This window comes from Hafnia psychrotolerans, from assembly GCF_014639435.1.
Lineage (GTDB): Bacteria > Pseudomonadota > Gammaproteobacteria > Enterobacterales > Enterobacteriaceae > Ewingella > Ewingella psychrotolerans.
In genome coordinates, this window is sequence record NZ_BMFZ01000017.1 from 36,653 (window position 1) to 50,606 (window position 13,954).

Genomic DNA, 13,954 nt, shown 5'->3' on the forward strand with positions numbered 1-13,954 from the left:
GTTTCACTTTCCTTTCCTTTTACCTACCAAAGTCAAAATTTACTATTTTCTGGGCCTATCCCTCTGAGTGAATATTCAGAGGGAATTGATAGTCTAGTCAAAACTGCAGAGGATATTTTTATTGTTTTTTGATCTGCGTACCGTTGATCCTACTTATCTTCAAAAAAGTAAGATAGCTATTAAATGGATATGAATTGCCCCCCTCTTTATTTTGGTCATCTTTATTTTACTGAGACACCCATGGACGACTTAACCCTCCGATACTTCGACGCTGAAATGCGTTATCTGCGCGAGGCGGGCGAAGAATTTGCCCGTGCGCACCCTGACCGTGCTGCCGGATTGAATCTGGATAAAGCCGGTGCCCGCGACCCGTATGTAGAGCGCCTGTTCGAGGGCTTTGCCTTTTTGATGGGGCGACTGCGGGAAAAACTCGACGACGATCTGCCTGAGCTGACCGAAGGGCTGGTCAGCCTGCTGTGGCCGCACTATCTGCGCACCATTCCTTCCCTCTCGATTGTGGAATTCACCCCCGAATGGCAGGGAATGAAAGAGCGCATGGCGGTAAGCAAAGGTTTTGAAGTGCTTTCCCGCCCGATAGGAGAACGTCGCACGCGCTGCCGCTACACCACCACGCAGGATATTGCGCTGCTGCCGCTTTCGCTCAGCCGCGCGGTGCTGGATACCGAACTCGACGGACGCTCGGTGATCCGTCTGCGTTTTCACTGCGGTGAGCTGGCCGACTGGAGCAAAATGACCCTTAGCCATCTGCCGCTCTATTTTGATGCCGATGCGCCGCTGGCCTGCGCCCTGCATGAAGCCTTAACGCTCAATACTGCCAAATTGTGGATCCGTCTGCCGGGGCAATCCGACCGTCAGCCGCTGGACGCATTCTTCGCGCCGCAGGGCTTTAGCGAGCAAGACCAGTTGTGGCCAAAAGGCGACAGCGCGTTCAGCGGTTATCAGTTGCTGCTGGAATACTTCACCTTCCGGGAAAAATTTATGTTCGCCGCGCTGAAAGGGCTGGAAACCGTGGCCTTACCGGCCGAACTGGCGTGGTTTGAAATTGATGTCGTGCTGGAAAAACGCTGGGAACATGATTTCTCGTTCTCGGAAAAACATCTGCGGCTGCACTGCGTGCCAGTCATTAATCTGTTCCCGCTGGAATCTGACCCGCTCTCGCTCTCCTCGTTGCAGACGGAATATCTGCTGCATCCGATGCGCGTGCAGGATGGCTATACCGAGATCTACTCTGTGGACTCGGTGATCTCTTCCAAACATTCCGGGCATCAGGTGTATGTGCCGTTTACCAGCTTCCGCCACAAAGGCGGGATGCTACGCCATGATGCACCCGAGTATTACTACCATACGCGCGTCAAACGTGGCCCTTCCGGCCTGCACGATACGTGGCTGGTGCTGGGCGGTGAGGCGTTTGATAACCACACCGTACCGGAGAACGAAAACCTGTCCCTGAGCCTGACCGGCACCAACGGCCAGTTACCTCGTAAATCCCTGCAAAGCACGGTGCTGGATACCGCGGTGAAATCCACCGGGGCTAATGTACGGGTGCGCAATCTGTCCGTGCCGTCGATGCCGTGTTATCCGCCGAACCGGGACCGTTTTCACTGGCGGGTGCTGAGCCATCTGGGCAGCAGCTTCCTGTGGATGATGGACAACGCCGAAGTCCTGCGCGGCACGCTGGCGCTGTATGACTGGACGGAAAACGAGATGAACCGCCGCCGTCTGGATGCCATCGCTGAGGTGAAGCACCGCGAAATTGAACGCTTTGAACGCGGTTATCTGCTGCGCGGCGTGCATATCGAAATCACGCTCGACAGCAACGGCTTTGCCGGTAACGGCGATATCTGCCTGTTCGGTGAAATGCTCAGCCGCTTCTTCGCGCTGTACACCGATATTCATCTGTTTAACCGCCTGACCCTGATACTGCAACCGACAGGAGAACGTCTGGAATGGGAAGAGAATCACAAGCCGCGCATTCCCGGCTAAACGCCAGGCTTGAGCGCGACATCGGCAAGATCAACTTCTTCCGCTTCTGTCAGTTACTCGAACAACAACCGGGCTGCCTGCCGCTGGGCAGCACCGCCAATCCAGCCGACGATCCGGTGCGTTTTCGCCCGCATCCGGGCATGGGGTTCCCGGTCAGTGAACTGAAAGCCTTCGAAACGGATGAAGAACATCCCGATGCGCCGCCAACGGTGCGCACCACGTTTATGGGGCTGTACGGGGTGGATTCGCCGCTGCCGACGTCGTATATCGACGACATCACCCAGCAGCGCGAAGGACATGAGGCGCTCGAAGGTTTTCTCGATATTTTCAACCACCGCATCATGACGCAGTTCTACCGCATTTGGCGGAAATACTCCTATCCGGCCACCTTCGAAGCAGGCGGAAAAGACAATACGTCGCAAAGCCTGCTGGGGCTGATTGGCATGGGGATCCCCGGTTCGCAACAACATTTTGCGACACCAACCTCACGCTTCCTGGCTTTGCTCGGTGTGATGCGCCAGCCGGGAAGAACGGCGGAAGGCGTGCAGGCGCTGGTGCGGTTGTTAGCGCCGCTGACGCAGGCGGATATCACGCCGCATTGCCTGCGCACCGTGCGCATCGCCGCGCCGATGGCATTTGCTGATGAAGGCGCTAACTGGCTGGATGGCTACACCGTGATGGGCGATGAGGCGATCGATGCCAACAGCCAGTTGCTGATATCCCTGCACACCTCAGACTCGGACGAGGCCAGTGAATGGCTGCCGGGCGGTCAGATTTATGCGGATTTTCAGGTACTGCTGCGCGTGTACCTAGGCTGGCGCTATAAGGCGTGCATCCAGCTGACGGTACCCACTCAGCTGCTACCGGCACCGATATTAGGTGATTCGCCGATAAGACTGGGGCTGACCGGCGTGTTGGGGCTGGGCGATGACGCACCGTCAGAGGATATCCCCGAATACTTTACCGTGGAGCTGGGCCGCTACAGCGGAATGGCTCCTGATATGCATCAGGAAGGAAATGGTCGTGTTATTAAATACCTCTTTAAAAAGTAAACTCTGGTTGCCTGCGCTGGCTTTATTACTGAGCGGCTGCGGGCTGACTCAAACGGTGACAGACGGCACCGTCTCAGCCACAAAATCTCTGTTTTATAAGCAGATAAAAGTGCTGCATCTGGATTTCACCGCCCGTGAAGCCCTCAATACCGATGCCACCGAGGCGAACTCATTCTCGCAGCCAGTCATGGTTCGCGTTTATCAGCTGCGCGATGATAAAAACTTCCAGAAAACGGTCTATCAGCAACTGGCAGGCGACGGCGATGATGCCCTTAAAGACGATCTTCTTGCCAGCCGCAACGTGGTGGTGAAGCCAGGCACGGCGGCATCGCTGGATATGCCGATGGAGAAGGATGCCAAATTTGTGGCGGTCGTGGCCCTGTTCCGTAATCCGGATTTAGCCAAAGGTCAGTGGCGTCTGGTGTTAACCCGTGAAGATCTGGATCCGGATAAACCGCGCACTATCGAACTGGGTAATAACGCGCTGACCTTGCTTGCGGAGAAAAAATGATGCCCGGCTCCCGCTCTCCCTCACTTTACGAAATGCTGCGGGGCAACTTTGCTGGCGGCCTCGAGCTTCATCAGGTCAGTGAAGAGGATCAGGTGGTGCTCTCGGTGCTCGACAACATGCAACGCATCCTCAACTGCCGCGCCGGAACGCTCAGCCATTTGCCGGATTACGGCCTGCCTGACATGACCAAAATGTTACAGGGCATGCCCGGGACCGCGCATGCGCTTATTGATACGCTTGCCGGTGTGTTGTTGAAGTATGAGCCTCGCCTGCAGGCCCTGAATGTGAGTCTTCTCGAGCAGGAGGTGCCGGGCGAGCTGCGTTACGCCATCGACGCCGAGCTGAAGGGCATCGGTCTGGTGCGCTACGGCACCGAATTCATGCCGGAGGGGCGGGTGCTCATCAGGCATATGAGACAGCAGCAGTATCTCGACCCTAACATCAGAATGTAGGTTGTTCATCTCCTCAGGCTTACCAGGTAACGCATGTCAGCAAAAACACACTTTCTTAAAAAACTCCAGGCACTGCAGTCCTCTTGCCCGACATTTGACAGCAAGACCGAGGCCGATATTGCAGCGTTTCGTCAGCGACTCACTCAGCTTCATACGCGCATGGATGCGTGGCTGAAGGAAACCGGCATCTGTATTGAAGGTACCTCAGTATCGCTCATTGACCTGCTGGTCGGGCAACGGGCTTTTGAGGTGCTGGGTATTATTCTTTGCTACGAAAACAGGACGATAACATTCACGCCTCTATTTTTGTACGGCCAGGGCGTGACGGGGTGCGTGGAAGTGAACCTCTGCGCAGAGGGGAGTATGACGCCTATTTGTCGGCTGTTTATGCGCGCGGGCAGGCGCACTGAGTGGTGTTGCACCCGGGCAAGCCTGTTGTCAGGGCCCGTGCACGAGTTTGACGAAGAGGCATTTTTCGCGACGCTCGAAGGTTTATTACCCTAGCGGGCATGCGACTCCCTTTCATTACCCTCATTTTTAGGCAGTAACGGAAATCCTCTATGAATAATTTTAAGCAACTTAAAACCGGCAGCGATCCGCGCACGCTGCCAGACTATGCTGCTCTGCGCGCTGAACTGGCTAAACTGTCCCATCCTGCCCGGCCCGATGTGAACTGGCGTTATGCCGAAAAACGCTGTCTCTCGTTGTTTGAGCAAAATGGTGTGGAACTGCAAACAGTGGCCTGGTATACGCTTGCCCGTATGCATCTGGCCGGGTTGCTTGGGCTGAACGAAGGGCTGTCAATTCTGGAAGCCCTGATCCGCCATCAGTGGGGGACTCTCTGGCCGCAACCGGTACATGCCCGGATGGAAATCCTCAGCAGTCTGAGCCAGCGACTACAGCAGCTGATGCGCACGCTGCCCCTGAACTACAGCGACCTCGGTCAGCTTTACCGGGCAGAGCAGCAGCTAACCAGCCTGGGAGCAGTACTACAGCGTCTGGAGCTCAAACATCTGAGCCAGCTCGATACGTTGCGCACTCTGATGCATAACAGTGCATCCCGACTGGAAAACAGCGACGGTGCATCCGAACCCGGTTCTGTCATTCAGCCCGGTATCGTACTGCCAGCTACGGTAATAAATGGCATGGGGACATCTGCTGATGCCATAACCGGTGTTCCGGTTGCAGACAAAAATGAACCGGTTAACTCTGTTAAGTGGGTGTATGTTGCACAGCCGGAACTTCAGCCGAACGTGGACGTGTTGACGACGGTCCCTGCTCCAAAAAAGTTATGGAAGCCGTTTGCTATGGGAATGTTTACCATGCTGGTGGCAGGCAGCGTAGCGGTGTGGGGCTGGCACTATTTGCACCGACAGGACCCGTTACAGGCACAGCTTGCTGCATCGCTGGCTCCTTTACCTTCGGTGCTCTCGTCCGTGCAACTGAAGGCACGTCGTCTTCAAACGCCCTTACCGGAAGCCCTCATTACAGAGACACAGCAGCAACTCACCCGCCTAAATCAGTTACCTCCAGATTGGTCGCTCAACTACAGTCGACAGTTGGTACAACAGGCTCAGGTGCTGTGGCCGGAGCGGGCAAAACCCCTGGCGCTTCAGTGGCAACATCAACTTAATGCAGCAGCTTTACCTGTTGACTCAATGAGCGGCTGGCATCAGGGAATGACAAAATTGCAGCAACTGAGTGACAGGCTGAGCGGGCTGGATGAACAGCGCGGCAAATACATGACGGTCAGTGAACTGAAGTCTGTGGTCTATTCGACGAGCCAAACTTTTAACCGTTCTGTGCCCGCAGAAGAGCAACTGCGCCGGTACGCGGATAACCCCTCAGATATTCAGTTGCGGCAGGTAGAAATGGCCCTGGAGCAGCTTCAAAAACGTTATTTTTTGCTGCGACAAGAGCAGAGTAAAACGGCGGTGACCCTGGTGACGCCGTGACGGTTATTCACTGCGGTCTTTGTCGTTAGGTCATGCCCCATTTTTAGCCGAGGCGAAGAGTAGAACGTAGCGCATGTCATTTTGGGGTATCGCCACTCAGTGCGATGTTTGCAACACAGTTCAGACACCGGAGTTCCGGCTTCAGCCTGGCCATGATTTGGTTGCCGGTAAACATTTTATGATCTGAAAATATAAACCAAAGCAATAATACCCACACAAACAGCGCAGATGACTGCACTACCGGAGAATTCTCTTAATGAACTTAAATAATCTTCACTGTGTTCATTTAATTGATTAATGGCTTCTTTTTCGCTTTCTGCGTTTACTTCGATATGATGTTTTCTGAATCCTTTTTGTTTCATATCCTTAATTAATGAGCCTGTGACAGATTCTTTTTGGATTGCTTTTGATTCGCGATTTTTTATAAAAACAACATATTTATGCATTATTGCCTCTGTGAAATCACAGGTTTTAACGCTGTGATTTTCCAATTTATTTTTGCCTAAATATCCAAAGGTTCTATCAAATATTAACTTCCGCCAATGTCATTATAGTGACATTTTTTTACCTGTCTCACACGTCATTAGGGTTCAGAAAGTATAAAGGATTGCCATGCTGATCGACGTCTGGTTGGGTTTGAACACGATCGGGCTATCCTTGGCATGTTTGTTCAGCCAGGTGTAGTCGACGCTGGCTAACGTGCCCCAGTGCGAGGTGAGCTGGTGACTCCATGTCAAACTGCTTTCCACTCCATAAAACCCACTGTTGGCCTGGTAGGGGGCATAACCTGAACGAAGACTCTGGCTGTGATCAACGCCATAAAATGTATTCATGTAGCGGCTGTCGCCAAAAAGCGCCGCACTTTGAAGGGCTACTGTGTCAGTGTCATTCTGGAATGGGAGCAGAGTCGCCGATGTTCGATACTGCACGCCTTGCCCATCGCTGAGCGGTAGAGTGGCTTTACCTTCGAAAGACAGCCAAGGTGTCACTGACCAGCCAACAGCGATGGCTGTATTCAGCGCAGCATTGATATTGCCCATGCCTTTGAGCTTATCTGAACCGTCGCGCCAGCTTGAGTTCTGATCCGAGCGACCTAAGCTATATCCCAGCGTATGCTCGAGATACAAACCCCTGTCACTTTGCAGGTCATAGCCAAGACCTTTCTGAGTATCAAAAAAGAATGCGCCATCCCGTGCCTGCACGACGGGAGCAACCTGCCAGTGTCGTTTATCCGATCCGCTGTAACGCGGCGAATTTTGCCCGCCAACGCCAAGAGTCAGGCTCGGCGGCGGTGTGGTTGTCTCTGCACGCGCTACGGTACTGGTGACGGCAAAACAGGTAATGTACAGCAACAGCTTTCTGGTTATCATCGTGACTCCTCATCATTCATCAATCGCCAAATAAAAGCGGATTATGACCGCGTCTGAAGCACAGAGTATGAAGAGGCAGTGTCAATTTGCTGTCGGGAAATTATTAAGAAACGGTCAAGGTAGTGAATATGCAAATAAAGCGAGTCCTGATTATTGAAGATGACGCTGATGCTGCCGACGTGCTCAAGGCGTATTTAAAACGGGAACAGTATGAGGTTGCAGTAGCAGGAGATGGTCTGGTCGGACTTGAGATGGTACAGCGTTGGAAACCAGACCTTATTTTGCTTGATGTGATGTTGCCAGGCATGAACGGGACCGAAGTGCTGGCAGCTGTGCGTCGGAAAAACAATACGCCAGTGATTATGGTCACGGCTATGGGCGATCTCCCGGATAAAATTGGTGCGCTTCGCTATGGCGCGGATGACTATGTGGTGAAACCCTACAATCCAGGGGAAGTGGTCGCCAGAGTTCAGGCCGTGTTGCGCAGAACATCCACTGCGGCAGAAACTGAAAGATCTGGATCCCTGCACTGGAAAAATTTAACCGTAGACAGCGAGGTGCTGACCGCCAGCGTCACTGATGGTTCAGGGAAACTGAGCTATCTGGACTTAACCCCCACTGAATTTAGCGTACTGACCACACTGATGAGTGCGCCTACTCGGCCTTTCTCGCGGCAATATCTTCTTGAGTGCTGTCTGCCGGAAAGTGAGGCTTTAGAGCGGGTGGTCGACACGCACGTTTATAACCTGCGGAAAAAAATGGAGTCGGCTGGCATTGCAGATGTGCTGGTCAATGTCCGTGGTGTCGGTTACCGGTTCAGACAACCATGAATAAAAATAACCACCAATCCCTTTGGCGCTGGATTTGCGTGCGTATTCTCCTGCTTGCTATTGGTTCGGTCATTGTCATCGCAATTTGTATGTGGGTACGTTTTGCCTTGGTGAACCTTTGGATCCTTCATCACATGCCTATCGCAGTAAGAAATGAACTGACATTGTTACTGGATAACCCTGCAACCAACCCTGCACGCTTTCACCAGATTGTTGACCAATGGTGGGGCATCGAATATTCAGTTCCTTCGATTGCGTCAGCAGATTGGATTATGATGGGGGTACTTGTCGCTGTCACCATACCGCTTATCCTCATATTGGGATTACGTTCGGCACGCCCTTTATCCGCACAATTCAGCCGTCTTGCCTCTGCAGCAGGAGCGGTATCTCGAGGGCAATTTTCTACCAGAGCGGATCCTGTAAAAGGCGCACCCACCGAGTTGGTTCAGTTCACTGAGGACTTCAACACCATGGCCCGAAAGCTCGCCCGTTATGATCGGGAGCTTCGTGCATCTCATGTGGCTATGGCGCACGAACTGCGCTCCCCACTTACGGCCGCGATAGGGCGACTTCAGGGCGTGTTAGACGGTGTCTTTGAGCCGGATCCGCGGCAGCTCGAGATGGTGATGAAGCAGCTTATTCATTTGAGTCGGCTTATCGAAGAGTTGCATCTGCTCTCGCTGGCTGACGCGGGCCAGTTAAGTCTGGATAAATGTGAAATAGATATAGCGGAATTGCTGCGGGAACGAGTGATATGGTTAACACCCCAGTCTGAAGCCGTGGATATGATTATCTCTGTTGACGTAGAGGTTGACTGTCGCTACGTAGGTGACCCTTTTCGCCTGGGACAGGTCTTTACTATTCTAATGGAAAATGCGCTGCGATACGCCTCAGAAGGCGGTGTTTTAGCTATTAAAGCCAATCGGTTGCCAGGTGGTTTGCAAATTTTATTCCGTGATAAGGGGAAAGGCGTCGAAGAAGCCTTCCTGCCACGGATATTTGAACGATTCACCCGAGCTGAAACGTCACGTGCTCGCCACTTCGGTGGCAGTGGCCTTGGTCTCTCCATCGCTCGGGCAATCTGTGAGGCGCACGGAGGCACGATAAAAGCCAGTCATAGTGAGGACGGTGGATTAGTGATTAGCCTTGAATTGCCTGCAATAGAAAACATTTAATTTAAACATATCGAATAAAGTGTCTGTCTTGACGCATCCTTGATGAAATATCGAATGAATCTGGACAGAAACTGGATTGAATAGCGTTATATCAATTCAGGGATTCAATTATGACAGACACTTTTTCGCATATTGCCCGCCACGTACCAAGCCATGTCATCTCTTCGCGCAAATTGACACACTGGATTATTGTGTGCATATTTTTTTTTATTTTCTTAAGCCTCAATGGCTGTGGAGAAAAAACTTCGAAGAAGGGGGTATTGACTCGCCCTGTGCGCACTGTTGTTGCTCCTCAGCCTTCATTCTCGACATCGTTTATACAAACCGGTGAAATACGAGCCCATGATGAGATTACACTGGGTTTTCGTTTAGACGGTCGGCTACTTGAGCGCAGGGTGGAAGTCGGAGACTCTGTCTCACAAGGGCAGCTTCTGGCCAGCCTGGGAAGTGAAACAAGTGAGAACCAGCTCAGCAGTACACGGGCCGATCTGGTCAGTGCCCGGGTTGCCGAGCAGATGGCGGCCACTAATCTTCGTCGCATGAAAGCGTTGATGCCAAAAGGTGCGATTTCACGCGTTCAGCTCGATAACGCCATCTCGGAATGGCAGTCAGCTGCGTCACACCTTCAAACCAGTGAAAATTCGCTGAAAAATGCGCAAAACAACCTGTCTTGGTCTCGCCTTACATCACCAGCCGCCGGTGTGATTACACAAGTCAGTGCCTCGGCCGGACAGGTCGTCAGCGCAGGACAAACCATCGTTACTTTGGCGGAATCTAACAGAAAAGATGCCGTGTTTGACCTCTCAGAAGCGCAAGCTGGTGCGCTGAAAAGTTCTGCCATCTTTAACGTTTCCCTCCTTTCTGAACCGAGCGTTCAAGTACCCGGCGTTGTCCGCGATTTAAGTCCTCAGTCTGATCCGCAAACTCGCACTTGGCGTGTTCGTGTTGCGCTGGATAATCCACCGCCGGCAATGATATTAGGTGCCAGTGTGCTGGGGCAGTTACCTGAAACAGGTCAACGTACAATCCGTCTGCCGGCATCTGCACTCACGGAGGCCGATGGTCATCCTGCCGTGTTCGTGGTTAACATGAAAACTCTTCGACTGGAACGCCGTAAGGTGGTTATCGGTAAGTTTTCCGTCTCAGATATCTACCTTATCTCAGGTGTTGCACCTGGTGACACGGTGGTTACGGCTGGGGTTAGCAAGCTGCGAGAAGGTGAGTTAGTGAGCCCAGGAGAGGTGGCGGAATGAGCAGGAAATCATCCTCATCTTCATCATTTAATCTTTCAGCCTGGGCTCTTGGGCACCAACAGCTGATTGTTTTTTTTATGTTAGTCATCTTGGTTGCGGGATGGACGAGTTATGAAAATTTACCGCGTAATGAAGATCCCGCATTCACGATCAAAACTGCGGTGGTGTCGGCGCAGTGGCAGGGCGCCACGTTGCATGACACCGTTAATTTGGTCACCGATGTTTTGGAGAAGAAGCTGCAAGAACTCCCTTACCTCGATTATGTTGAAAGCAATACCCGTGCAGGGCGTTCGATTATTTATATCAATCTCCGCGACGATACTCCCCCGGCTTCGGTACCTGAGATCTGGTATCAGGTGCGAAAAAAAATGCAGGATATTTCCCCTTCACTTCCTGAAGGTGTTCAGGGGCCAACTGTCAATGATGAGTTTGATGATACTTACGGCATTATCTACGGGTTTACCGTCGAAGGATTTACGCCGCGTGAATTACGCGACAAGGTGGAGGCTATTCAGCGCAGCCTGGTGTCGCTACCTGATATTGGAAAAACCACGCTGTTAGGTGTGCAGGAAGAGCAGATGGTGATTGATTTTTCACCGCGCCAGCTTGCGGGTATGGGGATTACTTTGCAACAGGTCATGGATGCCTTGAAGCAACAAAACGCGGTGGTGCCTAGCGGTATGTTGCGTAGTGATCGCGAGAATATTGCACTGCGCGTTAGCGGGGCGCTGAATTCGCAGCAAAACCTTGCTGCTGTAACACTACATATCGCGGGCCACTACATTCCCCTGAACGATATTGCGTCGATCAGCCGCCAGAGTGTGGAGCCGCCATCTCCTGTTTTCAGAGTTAACGGCCAACCTGCCATTGGCCTCGCAATTTCAATGGCTAAAACCGGCAATATGCTTAGCTTCGGCAAGGCACTTAACGAGCGTATGGAGAGCGTTAGCAACCAGCTTCCTCATGGGATCAACATGACAAAAGTGGCTGACCAGTCAGCCGTCGTGAAGCAGGCAGTAGACGGTTTTGTCAGAGTGTTGATCGAGGCTGTTGTCATCGTGCTAGCTGTGTCTTTTGTCTCGTTGGGCACCCGCGCAGGTCTTGTGGTCGCTACTGCAATTCCATTGGTGCTTGCTATGACTTTCATCGGAATGATGATTGCGGGTATCGGTTTGCAGCGTATCTCTCTTGGCGCGTTAATTATTGCATTGGGTCTTATGGTCGATGACGCAATGATAACCGTTGAGGCGATGGTTTCTCGGCTCGAAGCTGGGGATACACGCTGGCGAGCAGCGACTTACGCCTTTGAAACTACCGCTTTCCCCATGCTGACCGGCACACTGGTGATGATCGCCGGTTTTATTCCGGTAGGATTTGCGGCATCCAGCGCAGGCGAATATTGCTTCTCTCTGTTTGCTGTGGTTCTGATCGCGCTTCTGTGCTCTTGGGTCGTGGCGATTGTCTTCTCTCCTCTCATGGGGACCTGGTTATTGTCCTCACGAGTTAAAACGCATAACGACCAACCAGGCAAAGTGATGTGCTTTTATCGACAGATTTTGCTGACAACCCTGGCGCATCGTGGGGCGACTATCGGACTTGCAATCGTGTTTGTCGGGCTTGCGGCCTATGGTACCACTTACATGCAGGGGGATTTTTTTCCTTCTTCAGACAGGCCAGAGTTGTTGATAAGTCTTACGTTGCCAGCCAATGCGTCCCAGTCAGAAACTGAGCGTCAAACCGAACGGTTAGAAAAAATACTGAAAGGTAATGCTTATGTTGATCATTTCTCAAGCTATGTGGGGTCCGGCGCTATACGTTTTTATCTGCCGATGGACGTCCTGCCTGATAATGAAAATACAGCGCAGATAGTCGTGGTAGCCAAAAGCCTCGATGACCGAGAGCGACTCCAACATCAATTAGACACACTAATGGTGAAATATTTCAATGATATCACCACGCGGGTTTCTCCCTTAGAGCTGGGACCTCCGATTGGATGGCCGCTGAAATATCGCGTTAGTGGGCCCGATTACGACAAGGTTCGCCGTCTTGCTCAACGTCTCGAAGCGGAGATTGGCAATAATCATTCTACCCGCGAGGTGAATTTAACGTCAGGCGAGCCAGAGAGGGTGGTGACATTACGGGTGAACCAAACCGCCGCAAGGGCCGCGGGTGTTTCATCAGAAAGTCTTGCCGATGAACTCAATACCATTTGGTCAGGAAGTGTCGTGACGACAGTGCGCGATAAAGACCGGCAGATTAATGTTGTTCTGCGGGCCAACAATGAGGAAAGGCAGGATCTGGGCACGCTTTCCAGCCTGAAAGTGACCTCGAAAAGTGGAGATAAGATCCCATTAAGTCAGGTAGCGACGCTGGAATGGGGTGTGGAGGAGCCTATTGTCTGGCGTCGTCAACGCATGCCATTTATCACGGTCCAGACAGATTTGGCACCAGGACGGCTTGCCGACACCGTCTCAGCAGAACTTGCTCCTGGCATTGAACGGATGCGAGCCGACTTGCCGCCCGGATATCGTATAGAAGAGGGAGGAACAGTCGCTGAGTCAGATAAGGGCAATGCTTCTGTCTATCGTGTTCTGCCGGTGACACTGTGCGTCATGCTGGTACTGCTGATGATTCAATTACAAAATTTTTCGCGCATGTTTATTGCATTGGCGATGGCGCCTTTTGGATTGATAGGCGTTGTACTCGCGATGTTGCCTACCGGCACAGCAATGGGATTTGTTGCGCTGTTGGGGATCATCGCCTTAACGGGGATGATCATTCGCAATGCCGTTATATTGATCAGTGAAGTTGACAATAATTACCGTAAAGGGATGTCTCGTCAAACCGCCATAATTTCTGCTTCTCTGCACAGATTCCGTCCAATACTTCTTACCGCTTGTGCCGCGATATTAGGTATGGTGCCCATTGCGGAACAGGTTTTTTGGGGACCTATGGCCTATGCCATCATTGGCGGCTTGTTAGTTGCCACCCTAATTACTCTGACGGTACTGCCAGCTTCACTGAATGTCATGATGCAGCTCGAAGATAAATGGCGCGACAGGCCAAAAAATAAGCTAAATACATTGGAATAGCAGGCCGTTTTTTCATCATCGTGACGCCGGGTGATATCAACGGACCTGAGCCCGCTCTGCCGGGAAAATGACGATACAGAGGATTGTTGCGGTGGTTGAATTCAAACAGGATTTGCGACTGGAGTACATGCCGACTTGTAGTCCCTCCGGTTTTTAGTACCACCGCCAATGAGGATCTCCGGCCAGTTTTTGCCTCGCATAGATAACGGGTGGCATATCACCGAGTGAGCTATGCGGACGTTCTTCGTTATATTCTGCGC

The 13,954-nt window shown here is 52.1% G+C and carries 13 protein-coding genes; 10 read left to right on the top strand and 3 right to left on the bottom strand.

Annotated elements, in window-relative coordinates:
* Positions 1 to 240: 240 nt before the first annotated feature.
* The 6 genes from tssF to IEV89_RS20865 are packed head-to-tail and all read left to right on the top strand — an operon-like array spanning position 241 to position 5,974.
* Positions 241 to 2,004: a type VI secretion system baseplate subunit TssF gene (gene tssF, locus IEV89_RS20840; RefSeq protein WP_188475431.1), complete on the top strand. Its 1,764-nt coding sequence runs from the start codon at positions 241 to 243 to the stop codon at positions 2,002 to 2,004.
* Positions 1,968 to 3,056 (top strand): type VI secretion system baseplate subunit TssG, encoded by a 1,089-nt coding sequence (tssG, locus tag IEV89_RS20845; RefSeq protein ID WP_188475432.1) that lies wholly within the window; start codon positions 1,968 to 1,970, stop codon positions 3,054 to 3,056. The genes tssF and tssG overlap by 37 nt, the downstream gene beginning before the upstream one ends.
* Positions 3,022 to 3,567 (top strand): type VI secretion system lipoprotein TssJ, encoded by a 546-nt coding sequence (gene tssJ, locus IEV89_RS20850; RefSeq protein WP_188475433.1) that lies wholly within the window; start codon positions 3,022 to 3,024, stop codon positions 3,565 to 3,567. The genes tssG and tssJ overlap by 35 nt, the downstream gene beginning before the upstream one ends.
* Positions 3,567 to 4,019 carry a type VI secretion system baseplate subunit TssE gene (gene tssE, locus IEV89_RS20855; protein ID WP_373283434.1) on the top strand — a complete coding sequence of 151 codons (453 nt, stop codon included), beginning with the start codon at positions 3,567 to 3,569 and terminating at the stop codon, positions 4,017 to 4,019. Before tssJ ends, tssE begins: the two co-directional genes overlap by 1 nt.
* A 33-nt stretch (positions 4,020 to 4,052) precedes the next feature.
* On the top strand, positions 4,053 to 4,523 hold the full coding sequence (locus IEV89_RS20860; RefSeq protein WP_188475435.1) for a hypothetical protein: 471 nt from the start codon (positions 4,053 to 4,055) through the stop codon (positions 4,521 to 4,523).
* Positions 4,524 to 4,579: 56 nt separating this feature from the next.
* Positions 4,580 to 5,974, top strand: a complete 1,395-nt coding sequence (locus tag IEV89_RS20865; RefSeq protein WP_188475436.1) for a VasL domain-containing protein — start codon at positions 4,580 to 4,582, stop codon at positions 5,972 to 5,974.
* A 176-nt stretch (positions 5,975 to 6,150) separates the two neighbouring features.
* Here the strand turns inward: IEV89_RS20865 and IEV89_RS20870 are convergent, their stop codons facing one another.
* Positions 6,151 to 6,420: a hypothetical protein gene (locus IEV89_RS20870; RefSeq protein WP_188475437.1), complete on the bottom strand. Its 270-nt coding sequence runs from the start codon at positions 6,418 to 6,420 to the stop codon at positions 6,151 to 6,153.
* 144 nt (positions 6,421 to 6,564) lie between these two features.
* Positions 6,565 to 7,344: a MipA/OmpV family protein gene (locus IEV89_RS20875; protein ID WP_188475438.1), complete on the bottom strand. Its 780-nt coding sequence runs from the start codon at positions 7,342 to 7,344 to the stop codon at positions 6,565 to 6,567.
* Positions 7,345 to 7,472: 128 nt separating this feature from the next.
* Here IEV89_RS20875 and IEV89_RS20880 point away from each other — a divergent pair, with 128 nt between their 5' ends.
* From IEV89_RS20880 to IEV89_RS20895, 4 genes are all read left to right on the top strand, one after another.
* Positions 7,473 to 8,174: a response regulator gene (locus IEV89_RS20880; protein WP_188475439.1), complete on the top strand. Its 702-nt coding sequence runs from the start codon at positions 7,473 to 7,475 to the stop codon at positions 8,172 to 8,174.
* Entirely contained in the window at positions 8,171 to 9,349 is a 1,179-nt protein-coding gene (locus IEV89_RS20885) for a sensor histidine kinase (protein ID WP_188475440.1), read from the top strand. The genes IEV89_RS20880 and IEV89_RS20885 overlap by 4 nt, the downstream gene beginning before the upstream one ends.
* A gap of 260 nt (positions 9,350 to 9,609) precedes the next feature.
* Positions 9,610 to 10,602, top strand: coding sequence for an efflux RND transporter periplasmic adaptor subunit (locus tag IEV89_RS20890; RefSeq protein ID WP_229746553.1), 993 nt, complete (start codon positions 9,610 to 9,612; stop codon positions 10,600 to 10,602).
* Positions 10,599 to 13,694 carry an efflux RND transporter permease subunit gene (locus IEV89_RS20895; RefSeq protein WP_188475442.1) on the top strand — a complete coding sequence of 1,032 codons (3,096 nt, stop codon included), beginning with the start codon at positions 10,599 to 10,601 and terminating at the stop codon, positions 13,692 to 13,694. Before IEV89_RS20890 ends, IEV89_RS20895 begins: the two co-directional genes overlap by 4 nt.
* Before the next feature lie 153 nt (positions 13,695 to 13,847).
* On the opposite strand, the gene IEV89_RS21845 is transcribed toward IEV89_RS20895, so the two are convergent.
* The coding region (locus IEV89_RS21845) for an integrase core domain-containing protein (protein ID WP_229746458.1) at positions 13,848 to 13,954 on the bottom strand (107 nt) is incomplete at its 5' end.